Below are 15,368 nucleotides of genomic sequence, written 5' to 3' on the forward strand. Positions count from 1 at the left end.
CACACTCGTCGAAGTCGGTCGTGCGAACAAGCGCGATTCGGGCAGTGCTCCCATGCGGGAGGCGCATGGTGGGTTAAGGGAAATTAGCCATATTCCGGCGGTGGAGCGGGCCATGGAGCGGCCATGGAGCGGGGTGGAGCGATGGGAAAGGGGCGGTGAGGTGAAGCGAAGCCTGCCGGGCATGACGGCGCTCAGACGGCTGGTGCTGGCCGCCACCCGCTATCAGCGGGCGATGACGCTCGGCGTGCGCGTCGCGGCAACCGACGCCGAAGGCCGGCTGCTGCTGGTGCGCCACAGCTATCTTGCCGGCTGGTATCTGCCCGGCGGGGCGGTGGATGTCGGCGAGACGCTGGCCGAGGCGGCGCTGCGCGAGTTGCGCGAGGAGACCGGCGTGAGCGGCGGCGCGCCGGTGCTGTTCGCCGTCTATCACAACCGGCGCAACCATATCCGCGACCATGTCGCGCTTTACCGCGTCGCCGTCGCCGAGGTGCCGGAGGCGGCCTTCACGCCCACGCGCGAGATCCGCGAGGCGGAGTTCTTCGCGCCGCAGGCGCTGCCGCCGGACACCAGCCCGGCGACGCTGAGGCGGATCGCGGAGCTTGCCGGAGACAGCCCGCCATCACCCTTCTGGTAGGCGTCACGCCTTCGGGAGCGCGTCGCGGCCATGCGGGCGCTCGAGGTCCAGCACCGGGCCGAGCGGCACGATGCCGGTCGGGTTGATGGTGCCGTGCGAGCCGTAATAGTGCTGCTTGATGGTGGCGAGGTCGCAGGTGCCGGCGACGCCCGGATGCTGGTAGAGCTCGCGCAGAAAGCCGGAGAGCGCCGGATAGTCGGCAATGCGGCGGATGTTGCACTTGAAATGGCCGACATAGACCGGATCGAAGCGCAAAAGCGTGGTGAACAGCCGCCAGTCCGCCTCCGTCAGGCGGCCGCCGACGAGATAACGCTGGCGCGACAGGCGATCCTCCAGCCAGTCGAGCGCGGCGAAGAGGGTCGTCACCGCCTCCTCATAGGCCTCCTGCGTGGTGGCGAAGCCGGCCTTGTAGACGCCGTTGTTGACCTCGTCATAGACGCGGGCGTTGACCGCCTCGATCTCCTCGCGCAGGTCTTGCGGGAAGAAGTCGAGCCCGCTGTCGACACCCGGCAGGGCGTCGAAGGCGGAATTGAACATGCGGATGATCTCCGCCGATTCGTTCGAGACGATGGTCTGCGTCTTGCGGTCCCACAGGATCGGCACGGTGGCGCGGCCGGTGTAGTGCGGATCGGCCTTCACATAGACCTGCCAGGCGGTCTTGGCGCCGGTCTCCGCTTCCGCTTCCGCGAAGGTCCAGCCGTTTTCCAGCATCAGGGGCTCGACCGCGGCGAGCGAGATCGTGTCCTCCAGCCGCTTGAGCTTGCGGAAGATCAGGGTGCGGTGCGCCCAGGGACAGGCGAAGGAGACGATGAGGTGGTAGCGGCCGCTTTCGGCGGCAAAGCCGCCCTTGTCTCTGGTTTCGGCGGCAAAGCAGCCTTGGCCGCTGGGGCCGGGGGCGCCGTCGCGGGTGATCCAGTTGCGGAAGGAGGACTCCTTGCGCTCGAACCGGCCGCCGGTCGACCCGGTGTCGTACCACACGTCCTTCCACACTCCGTCCACCAGCATGCCCATGTCGCGTGTCCTTCCCGTCCGATTTTGTTTGCGTCCTTGTGCGTCACATGGGGCCCTGCGGTCAGGCTTCAACGTCGCGAATGGACCGTTCACCCTGAGTAAACGATGCGGGCGGGGCGCAAAAGCGCTTTACGCACCGCATATTGCATGATACCGACGCGCTCCTGTCGTGGCACCCTCCCGAGTGCGGGGCGCGGGCCGGACGGACACAGCTTGCGGCTTGCCCAGAACGACAGGCCGCACGCCAGAGCAGGATGCGATGCACAGGATCGAACGGCAGCGACGACGAGACTTGCGACGAGGCCAGCCCTCGCGCGTCGTCACACGTGTGCCTTGAGATCCGGCTAGAGCGTTGGGCATGACCCGGCGGAGCGGATCGAAGGCGCAAGGTTCCGCCTGACCGTCCCGACTTTCCGAGATCCGATCATGCTTGCACTGTCCTGGCTTATCCGGAACGAACTTCCGTCCGACCTCCCCGCCATTCTCGATCTGCAGGCCGAGGCCTTCGGTCCCGGCCGCTTCGCCAAGACGGCCTTCCGTCTGCGCGAGGGAGTGGAGCATGACCGCCGGCTCAGCTTCGTCGGCATGAGCGGCGATGTCTTTGCCGGCTCGGTCTGGCTGACGCCGATCACCATCGGCGAGGAGCCCTCGCAACTGCTCGGCCCGCTGGCGGTGGCGCCGGCCTTCAAGAATCAGGGGCTCGGCCGGCTGCTGGTCAACCAGGCGCTGAAGAGCGCGCGGGCGCTGGGCGAAAAGACCGTGCTGCTGGTGGGCGATGCGCCCTATTACGGGCCGCTCGGCTTCGCGCCGGTGCCGCCGGGTCGGATCACCCTGCCGGGACCGGTGGATCCGGCGCGGCTGCTGATCGCCAATCTGGCGCCGGACAGCGCCTTGCCGGCGGGCAAGGTGCGCGGCGGCCGCGATGCGCGGTTCGCGATCTGCACCGATCCGGTCGAGGCTTGACGCCCCAGCGAGGGGACGCGCCTCAGCGTCCCTCGCGGTACCAGAGACCCAGCGAGGGGACGCGCCTCAGCGTCCCTCGCGGTACCAGAGACCCAGCGAGAGGACGCGCCTCAGCGCCCCTCGCGATACCACAGAAACGACAGGCCACCGAGCAGCAGCGCAAGGCCCAGCAGGCCGTGGAACAGCGGGTAGCGGTCGATGCCGCGCAGGAGGCTGGCCTCGGTGGTGCGGAAGCCGATCCAGCCGTCGCCGGCAAAGCTGGTGGCGCGGCGCATCGGCACGACGCGCGGAACGATGACGCCGCCATCCGCCCCGGCAAGGCGGCGGACGCTGCCGCCGGTCGCTGCGGCGATGGGGGCGAGGGGCCCGGTCGTCGACAGGACGTCGGTGAACTCGCGCGGGTTCGGCGGGCCGACATGGACGAGCGCCTTGCGGGTGCCGTCATCGACCGAATAAAGCCCGAGATCCGGCGCCGGAGCGGTGGCGCGCCACAGGCCGGGCGAGACTTCCGTCGGAGCGAGGGTACGCGTTTCGCCGCCCGGCAGGGTCAGCGTCAGGCTGCCGACGGCCTCGCCGATGGTCTGGCGCTCGGCGACGACCTCCGTGCCGCGGGCGGTGAGGCGCAGGGCCTCCTCCTCCAGATCCGGTTCCTTCATCAGCCAGTGGGCGAGACGGCGCAGCAGGTCGACATGCGGGCCGCCGCCCTCATAGCCGCGCGCCCATAGCCAGACATGGTCCGACAGCAGCACGGCGACGCGGCCCTCGCCCTCGCGGCTGAGCACCAGGAGCGGCTTGTCGTCGACGCCGGTCATCAAGGTTTCGCCGTTGCGCACGCTGGCATCGACCAGACGGAACCAGCGGCTCCAGGCCGGCGGCTCGGAACTCGAGCCGGGCAGGGCGCGGGTCACCGGGTGGCGGGAGCCGATATCGGAGATGCCGGCATGGAACGGCTCCTCGTAGATCATGCCGCTGGGCTCGGCCGGCAGCACCGGCGCCAGCGGCGTGCGGTAGAGGCTGCCGGCTTCCGCGTAGTCGGGACCGCCGGCGACCAGCACGGCGCCGCCATCGCGCACATAGCGGGCGATGTTGTCGAAATACAGCAGGGGCAGCACGCCGCGCTGCTCGTAGCGGTCGAAGATGATCAGGTCGAACTCGTCGATCTTCACCGAGAACAGCTCGCGCGTCGGAAAGGCGATCAGCGACAACTGGTTGATCGGCGTGCCGTCCTGCTTGTCGGGCGGGCGCAGGATGGTGAAGTGGACGAGATCGACGGAGGCGTCGGACTTCAGCAGGTTGCGCCAGGTGCGCTCGCCCGCATGCGGGCTGCCGGAGACGAGCAGGACGCGCAGGTTCTCGCGGATGCCCTCGATGGTGACGACGACGCGGTTGTTGATGTCGGTGAGTTCGCCGTCGAGCGCCTCGGCGGAGAATTCGAAGATGTTGTTGCCGCCATGGGCGATGGTGACCGGAATGTCGATGCTGGCACCGGGCTGGGCCATCTGCTGCGACACGACCTCGCCGTCGCGGCGCACCACGATCGGCACCCGGCTACTGGCGCTGTGGCCGTGATCCTGGAGCTGCAGGGTGACGATCTGCTGCGAGCCGACCAGCGCGAAGCGCGGCGCGCGGGCAATGGCGAGGCGGCGGTCGACCTCGTCGGCGCGCCCGGTGATCAGCGCATGGAGCGGTGCGTTGAAGCCGAGGTCGGCGGTGCGGGCAGGAATGTCGTGAACCTGGCCGTCGGTGATCATCACCGCGCCGCCGATGCGGTCGGGCGGCACGTCGGAGATGCTGTCGGCAAGGGCCGAGAACAGGGCGGTGCCGTCGGCGGTGGCGCCGTCGCCGCGGCCGGCGCGGACGATGCGCAGCTCGTAGCCGGACAGGCCGGCAAAGCGCTGTTCGAGGGCTGCCAGCGCCTGGGCCGTGACGCTGGCGCGGTCGGCGAGGCGCTGGCTCTGGCTTTCGTCGACGATGACGGAGACGACGCTGGAGAGCGCCTCGCGGTCCTCCCGCTCCAGCGCCGGGCCGGCCAGCGCGAGAAGCAGCAGCGCCATGGCGAGCGCCCGCAAGGGCCAGGCCGGCAGGCGCAGCACCAGGGCGCCGGCGACCAGCAGCACGGCCACGACTGTGGCGGCGGCGAGCAGCCAGAGCGGCACGAGCGGGGCAAAGGAGAGGGACCAGATCACGGGCGCGCTCCTATTGTCCGAGCCGTTCCAGCAGCGCCGGAACATGCACCTGGTCGGCCTTGTAGTTGCCGGTCAGGGCGTACATGACGATGTTGACGCCGGAGCGATAGGCATATTCGCGCTGCATGGCGTCGTTCGGCACGGTGGGGAAGAGGGGGCTGCCCGCCTCGTCCACCGCCCAGGCGGCGGCGAAGTCGTTGCCGGTGATCAGCAGCGGCGAGACGCCGTCGCCGGCGCGCACCGGCCGGTCGGCGCTGTTCTGCGCGTCCGTCGCCTCGACCCAGAGCGGTCCGTCGGCATAGCGGCCGGGGAAGGTCTCCAGCAGGTAGAAGGCCTTGGTCAGCACATGATCGGCCGGCACCGGCTCCAGCGGCGGGATGTCGAGCCCGTCGAGAACCTGGCGCAGGCGCAGCACCGCCGGCGAGGTGCCGAAGCCGGAAATGCCGGCGGCGAGCTGGTCGGCGGTGTCGAACAGGATGGTGCCGCCGTTGCGCATATAGGTGTCGATCCGGGCCAGCGCATCGGAGGAGGGCACGGGCGTCGTCTCGGTGATCGGCCAGTAGAGGATCGGGAAGAAGGCGAGCTCGTCGCGGGCGATGTCGACGCCGACCGGGGCTTCCGGCTCCAGCGCGGTGCGGCTGGCGAGGTAGCGGCTGAGGCCGAGCAGGCCCTGGCGGCTGGTGACGTCGCGGTCCGGCTGGCCGGTGACCACATAGGCAAGGCGGGTGTCGAGCGTTGCCTCCAGCGCGGCGAGATCGTCGGAGGTCTCCTGCGCGAGGGAGGCGTGCGGCAGCGCGGCGGCGGCAAGGCCGGCGATCAGCAGCACGGTCGCGCCGCGCGCCAGCCGGGCGCGCAGGCCGTTGCGGTCGCCGCGCAGCGCCATCATCGCAATCGCATCGGCGAAGAGCAGCAGGAGCGCGGCGAGGAACAGCAGCGGCCGCAGGTCGGTCGCCTCGGAGGTCGGATAGGTCACCACGCGCGCCGAGCCGCCCAGGCCGGCGAGATCGAGCGGCAGCACCTGCCCCGGCGCGGTGAACAGGTTGATGGCGCGGAAGGCGTCGTCGCTGCCGTAAAGCCCCGGCGGATGGCGCCGGGAGGCGGCAACCTCGCCGCCGCGCGCCGAGATCGGCAGGGCGGAGGCGGGCGGCGGGCCGAGACGGCCGCGCCCGTCGAGCACGCGCACGGGCGGCAACAGCACCTCGGCCGGCTCCTGCAGCCTGCCGCCGGCCGCCGTGCCGGCGCCGTTTTCGGCACGCGAGCCGGAGGCCGAGGAGACGGCGACGATGCGCCGGAGCATGGAGACGAAGGCGCCGGAGAGCGGCAGGTTCGACCAAGCGGTGTCGGCGGTGACATGGAAGAGGACGAGGGTGCCGCGCCCGCGCGCGGCGGCGGTGACGAGCGGCGTGCCGTCGGCGAGCGAGGCCCAGGTGCGGTCGGAGAGATCCGGGCCGGGCTCGGCCAGCACCTGCCGGTTGACGGTGACGTCGGCGGGAACAGGGAGGCGGGCGAAGGGCGAGCCTTCGGAGAAATTCGCCAGCGGCTGCGGCTGCTCCCAGGAGAGGCTGCCGCCGAGCGTCCTGTCGCCGGCGCGCAGGGAGGTCGGCACCAGATCGTCGGTGCCGCCGGCCATGCGCGGACCGGCGAAGCGCAGCAGCACGCCGCCCTGCTCGACCCAGGCGGCGACGCTGGCCTGCGCCTCTTCCGGCAGGCGGCCGACATCGGCGAGGATGATGACCGAGACGCCCTGCTCGATCAGGTCCGGCAGGGCCACGGCGAGGTTTTCCTCGCGCGGGCGGCGCAGTTCGGCAAAGGGCGAGAGCGCCCGTTCCAGATAGTAGAGCGGCGACAGCAGCGGCTGCGCCTGATCGGCGGAGGCGCCGGAGACGAGGCCGACGGTGCGGCGCTGCCAGCGGTCGTCGAGAAGCTGGACGCCGGCGGCGCTGTCCTCGCCGACCAGCTCCAGCCGGGCGACGTCGTTGCGCAGTTCGACCGGGAAATCGAACTCGGCCGAGCCGCTCACCCCATCCTCGCCGAAGCGGGCCGCCGTCTCGCCGAGGGTGAGGCCGCGCATGTCGAGGGCGCGGATGGTGCGAGGCGCCGCGGCCGGACGGTCGGCGAGCACGGAGACGGTCAGCGCCTCGATGTCGTTGCGGGCATCTGCCAGGACAGTGGGGCGGCCGAGCCCGGTCATGACGGTCAGCTCGGTCTCGCCGACGAGGGCGCGAAGATCCTCGATGAAGCGCGGCGTGCCGGCGTCAGCGGCGTCCTCGGCGAGCCAGACGATGGCGCCGGGGCGGGTCTCCTGCGCCGCCGCGGTCAGGCCGGGGGTCAGTTCGCCGCGATTGACCGGCCAGGGGCGGGGCTCCAGCACGCGCAGCCGCTCCAGCGCGACGCGGGCGTTCTGCGGCACCAGGGGCTGGTCGGCGCCCTCCGCCGTGGCGGCGAGCAGCACCGGCCGGCCGCTGTCGGCGGCGGTCTCGATCAGCCGTTCGGCGCCGCGCTGGCGGGTCTGCCAGCCGGCCGAGGAGGCCCAGCCATTGTCGAGAAGGATCCATAACGGGCCGCGGCCGGAGGGCGCTTCGGCGAGCGGACGCCAGATCGGCCCGGCCAGCGCGAGAATGATCGCAGCCGCCAGCAGCAGGCGCAGCAGGGTCAGCCACCAGGGACTGTTGTCGGGCGTCTCCTCGCGCTTGTCGATGTCGGCAAGCAGGCGTGCGGGCGGGAAGGCGACGCGGCGCGGGCTCGGCGGGATCAGCCGCAGCAGCCACCAGATCACCGGCAGCAGCAGCAGGGCGGCGAGCATCAGCGGCGCGGTGAAGCCGAGGGGGAGGAAGGTCATTGGCCGGCGCCTCCCGGTCCGTTGAGCGGCAGGCCGCTGAGCCGGCTGTGCAGCAGCAGCATCGGCTCGGAGGCCGGGCGATCCGTATGATGGACGACGAAGGTCCAGCCGGCACGGCGGGCGGCATCCGACAGCGCCTGGCGATGCGCCTCCAGCCGGTCGCGATAGGCGCGGCGCCACTGTTCCGCCTTGCCGCTGGTGAGCTTGAAGCCGGTCTCCGGATCGCGGAACTCGGTGCGGCCGGAAAAGGGGAAGGTCTCCTCGATCGGGTCGAGCACCATGACCACATGGGCGCGGGCGCCGGTGGCGGCGACCTTGCGCATCCAGGCCAGCGTCTCCTCGACGGGATCGAGCAGGTCGCCGATCAGCACCACTTCCGAAAAGCGGCGGATGTCCTCAGTCGGTGGCAGGCTCACGGGATCGGCCAGGTGGCCGAGCGTGTCGGCGATGCGCTCGGCCGCATGGCGGTCGGCGGAGGGCCGGCGCAGGCCGGGCAGGCCGATGCGCTCGCCGGTCTCGGCGAGAAGGTCGGCCAGCGCCAGCAGCAGCACCAGGGCGCGGTCGCGCTTCAGGACCTGCGACAGATGCGAGCGAAAGCCCATGGACGGCGACAGATCGGCCCAGAGCCAGACGGTGTGGGCCGCCTCCCATTCCCGCTCGCGGACATAGAGATGGTCGTCGCGGGCCGAGCGGCGCCAGTCGATGCGCTTGACCGGCTCGCCGGCATTGAAGGGGCGGAACTGCCAGAAATTCTCGCCGGTGCCGGCGCGGCGGCGGCCATGCCAGCCGGCATTGATCGTCATCGCCACCTGGCGGGCCTCGACCAGGAGGTCGGGCAGGGCCTCGGCGAGCGCGCGGGCGCCGGCGACGACCTGCGGCCAGGCGGCTCCCTGATGATCGTCCAAGGCCGAGGAACCCGGCGAGGACAGGCCGAAACGCCCGAGGCGGCTCATGAGGCGCTATCCGATCCGGCTCTTGATGCGGCCGATCAGCCCGCGAATGGTCTGGCCGTCCGCCCGCGCGCCGAAGGTCAGCGCCATGCGGTGCTGCAGCACCGGCTCGGCCAGGGCCAGCACGTCGTCCACCGACGGCGCGAGCCGCCCGTCGACGAGGGCACGGGCGCGGACGGTGAGCATCAATGCCTGGCTGGCGCGCGGTCCGGGGCCCCAGGCGATCTGGCTGGTGATCTCGTCGTCGCTCTCGCCGGGACGGGCGGAGCGGACGAGCTCGAGGATCGCCTCGACGACGCTCTCGCCGACCGGCATGCGGCGCACGAGCTGCTGGCAGGCGGCAAGGTCCTGCGCCGTCATCACCGCGCTCGCCTGCGCGTCCTGGGCGCCGGTCGTCTCCATCAGGATGCGCCGTTCCGCCTCGCGGTCGGGATAATGCACGTCGATCTGCATCACGAAGCGGTCGAGCTGCGCCTCGGGCAGGGGATAGGTGCCCTCCTGCTCCAGCGGGTTCTGGGTCGCCAATACATGGAAGGGGCGCGGCAGATCGTAGCTCTGGCCGGCGACGGTGACCTGGTATTCCTGCATCGCCTGCAGCAGGGCCGACTGGGTGCGCGGGCTGGCGCGGTTGATCTCGTCGGCCATCAGGACCTGCGAGAAGATCGGCCCCTTGATGAAGCGGAAGGCACGGCTGCCGTCGCGGCCCTGGTCCATCACTTCGGCGCCGAGAATGTCGGAGGGCATCAGGTCGGGGGTGAACTGGATGCGGCGGGCGTCGAGGCCGAGCACCGTGCCGAGGGTTTCCACCAGCTTGGTCTTGGCAAGGCCGGGGACGCCGACCAGCAGGCCGTGGCCGCCGGCCAGCAGCGTCACCAGCGCGCGCTCCACCACGCTTTCCTGGCCGAAGATGATGCGGGAGATCTCCGTCCGGGCGGCGGTGATCGTCTCCATCGCCGCTTCCGCGTCGCGGGCGACCCGTTCGTGATCAACTTCCGGTGAAGTGACGGCACTCATGGTCGAATTATCCTTCCTGATCGCGCGGCGGTTCCAGCATCACCCGAAACGCCCGAGTCGGCCAGCGGTTGCCATCGGCCGCCTCGCCGTTGCAGTCTTCCGCGGGGACTGGCCCGAGACTCACGCCGGCACGGCAATGGTAACCCATGTCATGACAGGGTATGGGCCAAATGATGGCGACGACAATGGGAACGCGACAGCGATGACGCAGGGACAGGCCATGGATGGGGCCAAAATGCCCGCCGGACTGGCCGATCTCGTCGCCCGCGCCGGCAAGACGCGGGGCACGCCGCCGGTCGAGCGGTGGAACCCGCCGTTCTGCGGCGACATCGACATGCGGATCGCCGGCGACGGCCGCTGGTACTACATGGGCTCGCCGATCAACCGCGAGGCGTTGGTGCGCCTGTTCGCCTCGGTGCTGCGGCGGGACGAGGACGGGCGCCACTATCTGGTGACGCCGGTCGAGCGGGTCGGCATCACCGTCGAGGACGCGCCGTTCCTGGCGGTGGAGATGCATGCGCAAGGCGAGGGCCGCGAGCAGCGGCTGACCCTGCGCACCAATGTCGGCGACGTGGTGACGGCGGATGCCAGCCATCCGCTTCGCTTTGAACGGGAAACTGGCACGGACGGACTTAAACCCTATATCAGGGTACGAGGCGCGCTGGATGCGCTGCTGGCGCGGCCGCTGCTCTACCAGCTTGCCGAGCTTTTCGAGGAACAGGACATGGGTGGCCGCTCCGTGCTCGGCGTGTGGAGCGGGGGCGTCTTCTTTCCGGCGGTTGCGGCCGGCGAGACGGATATGGAAACGGGCGGGGCAGGGTGAGCCTGGAGATCGAGCAGGATCGTGCGGAGCGGATGATGAAGGGGGCGGCCGCCGTGATCGATTCGGCGGAAGCCTTCGCCGAGCAGGCGCGGCTGCGCCTGGCGCTGGCCGCGATGGACGAGGTCGGCGACCACATCCTCAATCCGGACATGGGACCCTTCGCCTTCGCCAAGCGGCCGCCGCGCGATGCGGCGGTGCTGATCCCGGTGGTGGACCGGCCGGCCGGGGCCTCCGTCATCCTCACTCAGCGCACCGACCATCTGACCAGCCATGCCGGGCAGATCTCGCTGCCGGGCGGCAAGATCGACCCCGAGGACGAGGGGCCGGTCAGCGCGGCGCTGCGCGAGGCACGCGAGGAGATCGGCCTGTCGCCGCGCGCGGTGCAGCCGGTCGGCGTGCTGCCGACCTATCTCACCGGCTCCGGCTACCGGGTCGCGCCGGTAATCGGCCTGGTCTCGCCGAGGGCGCGGATCGTCGCCAACCCGGACGAGGTGGCCGATGTCTTCGAGGTGCCGCTGCGGTTCCTGATGGACGATGCCAATCACCGCCGGCAGTCCCGGATCTTCGCCGGAAAGCCCCGCTATTTCTATGCCATGCCCTATGGCGAACGCTACATCTGGGGCGTTACCGCCGGGATCCTCCGGCTTCTCTATGACACGGTGTGCCGCTGATGTTGCGTATCATTCTCACCCAGCTCCTGCTGTTCTCGCTGCCCTTCATCGGATTTGCGATCTGGCTGTTCATCAACAAGAAGGCACAGACCTCGGAGAACTGGCGCAAGGGGCCGATGCTGTGGCTGGTGATCGCCGGCGGCGCGCTGGTGATTGCCGGGCTGGTGACGCTGACCCTGCGCGAGGGCCTGCCGGAGGGGCAGACCTACCGGCCGGCGGAGATGCGCGACGGCCAGTTCATCCCCGGCCGCTACGAATAGCGGAGCCTCGCGTGGAGGGGCGCATGAGCGAGCGGATCAAGGCCGACTGGCTGGGCGAACCGGCGCTGCAGGCCGTGTTCGACGCGCTCGAACAGGGCGGCGAGACGGCACGCGTCGTCGGCGGGGCGGTGCGCAACACGCTGTTCGGCCTGGCCGTCAGCGACATCGACATCGCCACCACGGCGACGCCTCCCATCGTCATCGAGCGCGTCGAGGCGGCCGGACTGAAGGCGGTGCCGACCGGCGTCGACCACGGCACGGTGACGGTGGTCAGCGATGGCCGCGCCTTCGAGGTGACCACCCTGCGCGAGGATGTGGAGACGCATGGCCGCCATGCCACCGTGCGTTTCGGCCGCGACTGGCGGCATGACGCGGAGCGGCGCGACTTCACCATGAACGCGCTCTATGCGGGACGCGACGGGACGCTGTTCGATCCGGTCGGCGGCCTGGCCGACCTTCACGCCCGGCGGGTGCGCTTCATCGGCGATGCGGAGCGGCGCATCCGCGAGGACTATCTGCGCATCCTGCGCTTCTTCCGCTTCCATGCCCAATATGGCGAGGGCGCGCCCGACGCCGAGGGGCTTGCCGCCGTGACCCGGCTGAAGGACGGCCTTGCGGGGCTTTCGGCCGAACGGATCGGCGCGGAGATGCGCAAGCTCGTCGCCGCGCGCGGCGCGGTCGCGACGCTGGAGGCGATGGCGGCGAGCGGCGTGATGCCGCAGGTGTTGGTGCCGCGCGCCGGGCTCGGCCCGTTCCGGGCCCTGCGGGCGCTCGATGCTCTTTGCGCCAACACGCGCGCGCCGGCGCTGGCGCTCGCCGCGCTCAGCGAGGGCGGCGAGGCGGAGCTCGATGCGCTGGCCGACCGGCTGCGGCTCTCCAATGCGGAGCGGCGGCGGATGAAGGCGGCGCGGCTGGCTGCCGACGCGGTGCGCGCAAAGCCGTGGAGCGCCGATCCCGAGGCGGTGCGTCTCGCCGCGCTGGAACTGCTCTATCGCCACGGGCGCGAGGCGGCGACCGATGGCGTGCTGCTGGCCGCCGCCGAGGCGGGGCGTGCGGCGGACGACGCGGGGCTGCGGGTGCTGCTGGAGGCGGTGACGGGGCTCGACATTCCGGTGCTGCCGGTCTCCGGCCGCGACATGACCAGGGCCGGCATCGCGCCGGGACCGAAGGTCGGCGAGGAATTGCGCCTCGCCGAGAGCCGCTGGATCGACAGCGGCTTTGCGCTCGGCCGGGCGGCGCTGCTTGCCGAGGTCGCCGGGACGGCTTGACGTCCTTCAGTCCTCCTCGGCGAATTCGCCGGTGATCTTCAACCCTTCGATGCCGGTCGCCCCTTCGGTCTTCACGATCGTGCGCGGCACGGCGCCGGCCTCGCGCGCCAGCGCGTCGGCGAAGTCCTGCGAATGGGTGACGATCCAGACCTGCGTGCGCTCGCAAGCCCGCGCCACGACGCGGGCGAGCGGGGCCAGCAGCTCCGGATGCAGGCTTGCCTCCGGCTCGTTCAGCGCGACGAAGGCCGGCAGCCGGTAGGCGAGCAGCGCGCCGGCGAGCGCCAGATAGTTGAGCGTGCCGTCGGAGAGCTCGCGGGCCGAGAAGTCGCGCGGCATGTCGGCAAAGCGCAGCGACAGGCGGGCGGTGCCCTCAGCCACCTCGACCCGCAGGCGCGCGCCGGGAAAGGCGTCGTCGATGGCGGCCTCCATGTCGCGGGCATCGCCCCGCACCAGGGTCAGCGTCGCCAGGACGGCGGCAAGGTCCGCCCCGTCGGACGAGAGGGTCGGTGTCGTCAGCGCAAGCGCGGGCTGGCGCAGCGGCGAGGCCTCGTCGGTGCGAAAGCCATGGTAGAAGCGCCAGTCGGCGAAGGTGCGGCGGACAATGTCGAGTTCGGGAAAGCGGGCGCCGTCGCGAAAGGCACCGAGCGCGGTTTCAGACCCCAGCAACTCGTTGTCGTAGGTCAGCCGCGTGCCGTCGGCGGCGCGCAGCCAGGCCGTGGGGCCGCCGCGCTGCATCAAGGTGACCTCGCGGGCGCCGGCGGCGAGCGTCAGGCTCTCCTCCTTGACCAGCGGCTCCAGCGGCAGGGCCGCGTCGGTAATGTTGTTCGGCAGGCCGACCTCGATGGCATAGGTCATGTCACCGAGCCGGGCCTTGAGGATCAGCCGCACCGGCGCGCCGCGCTTGCGACCGCCGGCCCACAAGACGCTCTCGACGCCGCCTTCCTCGGCGATGGCGCGGGTGATGCGGCCGAAGGCGGCCTGCTGCAGCAGCGAGAGGGCGCGGTAGAGGTTGGTCTTGCCGGTGCCGTTGCGGCCGACGAAGACGTTGAGCGCGCCGACCGGCATATGCAGCGCGCGCAGGGAGCGATAGCCGGTGACGGAGAGGGATGTCAGCGGCGGCAGGGACATGGGATCAGCCTCGCCTCACGGCCATTTCACCAAGGGCGGCATCGACGACAGGATCGAGGCGACATTGCCGCCGGTCCTGAGCCCGAAGATCGTGCCGCGGTCGTAGAGCAGGTTGTACTCGACATAACGCCCGCGGCGGATGAGTTGTTCCTCGCGCTCGGCCTCGCTCCACGGCGTGCGGTAGTTGGCGCGCACCAGCTTCGGGTAGATGTCGAGAAAGGCGAGGCCGACGTCCCGGGTGAAGGCGAAATCGACCTCCCAGTCGCCGGAGTTGAGATAGTCGTAGAAGATGCCGCCGACGCCGCGCGGCTCGTTGCGGTGCTTGAGGAAGAAATACTCGTCGCACCAGGCCTTGTAGCGGGGATAGTCGGCGACCGCATGGGGCTCGCAGGCGCCTCGCATCGCCGCGTGGAAGGCGCGCGTGTCGGCATCCTCCTGGGTGCGGCGGGCCTCCAGCACCGGCGTCAGGTCGGCGCCGCCGCCGAACCACTGGCGGGTGGTGACGACCATGCGGGTGTTCATGTGCACGGCCGGCACATGCGGATTGTGCATGTGGGCGATCAGCGAGATGCCGGAGGCCCAGAAGCGCGGATCCTCCGAAGCGCCGGGGATCTGGTCGCGGAACTCCGGCGAGAACTCGCCGTGGACGGTGGAGACGTGAACGCCGACCTTCTCGAAGACGCGACCCTTCATCATCGCCATGATGCCGCCGCCGCCCTTCGCCCCGGTCGAATCGATTCGCTCCCAGGGCGTGCGCTCGAAGCGGCCGGCCGGCAGGGCCGCGAGGTCGCCGGGCAGGGCAGCCTGTTCGGCGGCCTCGTCCTCGATCGCCTCGAAGGCGGCGCAGATGCGGTCGCGCAGGCTCTGGAACCAGGCTTCGGCGCGCAGCTTCTTGTCGTCGATGCCACCGGGAACCGGGCCGCCGCGCGTCTCGCCCCTGTCGTCCGTCGTCGCTGCGCTCATTCCTGCAGTCCTCCCCCTATGCGTGCCCGCGCGCCTGATCGGCCTTCTGCCCCGGCTTCATGGCAGAACTCATCCGCCGGTGGAAGGGGACGCGTCCCCCGGACGGGGAAAGGCGCCAGTCTGCCGCAGGGCCTCGCCCAGCACCATGGCCGCCGCGACGGCGACATTGAGCGAGCGCAGGCCGGCGACCATCGGCACGGTGAGCCGGGCATCGGCCCGGGCGTGAACCTCTTGCGGAACGCCGGAGGATTCGCGGCCGAGCATGAGAATGTCGGACGCCTCGAAGGCGTGATCGAGATAGGAGGTCGCCCCGGAGGTGGTCAGCAGCACCAGCCGGCGGCCTTCTTCCGCGCGCCAGGCCTCGAAGGTGGACATGTCGACATGGCGGACCAGGGCGGCGCGCTCGATATAGTCCATGCCGGCGCGGCGCAGCGCGTGATCGGACAGCGGAAAGCCGGCCGGCTCGATCACATGCACGGTCACGCCGAGGCAGGCACTGAGCCGCAGGATCGTGCCGGTGTTCTGCGGAATGTCGGGCTGGAAGAGCGCAAGGTCGGGCATGGCAGGCGCGGTCCGGGTCTGGAAGCGGGCTTGGAAGCGGGGCAGGGTGTCCCATATGCAGGTGCGGGCGGCGCACGCATCCCCTCAGCGCCCCTTC

At 70.8% G+C, this 15,368-nt stretch carries 14 protein-coding genes; 6 read left to right on the forward strand and 8 right to left on the reverse strand.

Features of this window, described 5'->3' with window-relative positions:
• The first annotated feature begins 181 nt into the window (after window positions 1-181).
• Window positions 182-634, forward strand: coding sequence for an NUDIX domain-containing protein (locus tag TSB10P1A_RS06960; RefSeq protein WP_186387188.1), 453 nt, complete (start codon window positions 182-184; stop codon window positions 632-634).
• A gap of 3 nt (window positions 635-637) precedes the next feature.
• Here the strand turns inward: TSB10P1A_RS06960 and TSB10P1A_RS06965 are convergent, their stop codons facing one another.
• On the reverse strand, window positions 638-1,645 hold the full coding sequence (locus TSB10P1A_RS06965; RefSeq protein WP_186387189.1) for a glutathione S-transferase family protein: 1,008 nt from the start codon (window positions 1,643-1,645) through the stop codon (window positions 638-640).
• Between the two features lie 426 nt (window positions 1,646-2,071).
• Between TSB10P1A_RS06965 and TSB10P1A_RS06970 the strand changes: the two genes are divergently transcribed.
• On the forward strand, window positions 2,072-2,608 hold the full coding sequence (locus TSB10P1A_RS06970; protein ID WP_186387190.1) for a GNAT family N-acetyltransferase: 537 nt from the start codon (window positions 2,072-2,074) through the stop codon (window positions 2,606-2,608).
• 110 nt (window positions 2,609-2,718) lie between these two features.
• Here TSB10P1A_RS06970 and TSB10P1A_RS06975 read toward each other — a convergent pair whose 3' ends face one another.
• Genes TSB10P1A_RS06975 through TSB10P1A_RS06990 form a run of 4 tightly spaced genes read right to left on the reverse strand, consistent with a single transcriptional unit; the run spans window position 2,719 to window position 9,597 of the window.
• Window positions 2,719-4,794 (reverse strand): hypothetical protein, encoded by a 2,076-nt coding sequence (locus tag TSB10P1A_RS06975; RefSeq protein ID WP_186387191.1) that lies wholly within the window; start codon window positions 4,792-4,794, stop codon window positions 2,719-2,721.
• A 10-nt stretch (window positions 4,795-4,804) separates the two neighbouring features.
• Window positions 4,805-7,633, reverse strand: a complete 2,829-nt coding sequence (locus TSB10P1A_RS06980; protein WP_186387192.1) for a DUF4159 domain-containing protein — start codon at window positions 7,631-7,633, stop codon at window positions 4,805-4,807.
• Window positions 7,630-8,586: a DUF58 domain-containing protein gene (locus TSB10P1A_RS06985; RefSeq protein WP_186387193.1), complete on the reverse strand. Its 957-nt coding sequence runs from the start codon at window positions 8,584-8,586 to the stop codon at window positions 7,630-7,632. Before TSB10P1A_RS06985 ends, TSB10P1A_RS06980 begins: the two co-directional genes overlap by 4 nt.
• Window positions 8,587-8,592: 6 nt before the next feature.
• Window positions 8,593-9,597, reverse strand: coding sequence for a MoxR family ATPase (locus TSB10P1A_RS06990; RefSeq protein ID WP_186387194.1), 1,005 nt, complete (start codon window positions 9,595-9,597; stop codon window positions 8,593-8,595).
• Between the two features lie 202 nt (window positions 9,598-9,799).
• On the opposite strand from TSB10P1A_RS06990, the gene TSB10P1A_RS06995 reads away from it, so the two are divergent.
• From TSB10P1A_RS06995 to TSB10P1A_RS07010, 4 genes are read left to right on the forward strand one after another with little or no spacing between them, the layout of a single operon-like run.
• Window positions 9,800-10,420, forward strand: a complete 621-nt coding sequence (locus tag TSB10P1A_RS06995; protein WP_186387195.1) for a DUF1285 domain-containing protein — start codon at window positions 9,800-9,802, stop codon at window positions 10,418-10,420.
• Between the two features lie 35 nt (window positions 10,421-10,455).
• Window positions 10,456-11,091 (forward strand): CoA pyrophosphatase, encoded by a 636-nt coding sequence (locus tag TSB10P1A_RS07000; protein ID WP_371515077.1) that lies wholly within the window; start codon window positions 10,456-10,458, stop codon window positions 11,089-11,091.
• Window positions 11,091-11,351 (forward strand): DUF6111 family protein, encoded by a 261-nt coding sequence (locus TSB10P1A_RS07005; protein WP_186387196.1) that lies wholly within the window; start codon window positions 11,091-11,093, stop codon window positions 11,349-11,351. The genes TSB10P1A_RS07000 and TSB10P1A_RS07005 overlap by 1 nt, the downstream gene beginning before the upstream one ends.
• 23 nt (window positions 11,352-11,374) lie before the next feature.
• Window positions 11,375-12,619 carry a CCA tRNA nucleotidyltransferase gene (locus tag TSB10P1A_RS07010; protein WP_186387197.1) on the forward strand — a complete coding sequence of 415 codons (1,245 nt, stop codon included), beginning with the start codon at window positions 11,375-11,377 and terminating at the stop codon, window positions 12,617-12,619.
• Between the two features lie 6 nt (window positions 12,620-12,625).
• Here the strand turns inward: TSB10P1A_RS07010 and TSB10P1A_RS07015 are convergent, their stop codons facing one another.
• The 3 genes from TSB10P1A_RS07015 to TSB10P1A_RS07025 form a co-directional block, all read right to left on the reverse strand.
• Window positions 12,626-13,747 (reverse strand): AAA family ATPase, encoded by a 1,122-nt coding sequence (locus tag TSB10P1A_RS07015; RefSeq protein ID WP_186387198.1) that lies wholly within the window; start codon window positions 13,745-13,747, stop codon window positions 12,626-12,628.
• Between the two features lie 15 nt (window positions 13,748-13,762).
• Window positions 13,763-14,710 carry an oxygen-dependent coproporphyrinogen oxidase gene (gene hemF, locus TSB10P1A_RS07020; protein ID WP_186387199.1) on the reverse strand — a complete coding sequence of 316 codons (948 nt, stop codon included), beginning with the start codon at window positions 14,708-14,710 and terminating at the stop codon, window positions 13,763-13,765.
• Window positions 14,711-14,779: 69 nt separating this feature from the next.
• A complete protein-coding gene (locus TSB10P1A_RS07025) occupies window positions 14,780-15,271 on the reverse strand; it encodes a tRNA (cytidine(34)-2'-O)-methyltransferase (RefSeq protein WP_186387200.1) in 492 nt (163 codons plus the stop codon).
• Window positions 15,272-15,368 lie beyond the last annotated feature (97 nt).

This window comes from Stappia sp. TSB10P1A (genome assembly GCF_900185725.1).
Taxonomy (GTDB): domain Bacteria; phylum Pseudomonadota; class Alphaproteobacteria; order Rhizobiales; family Stappiaceae; genus Stappia.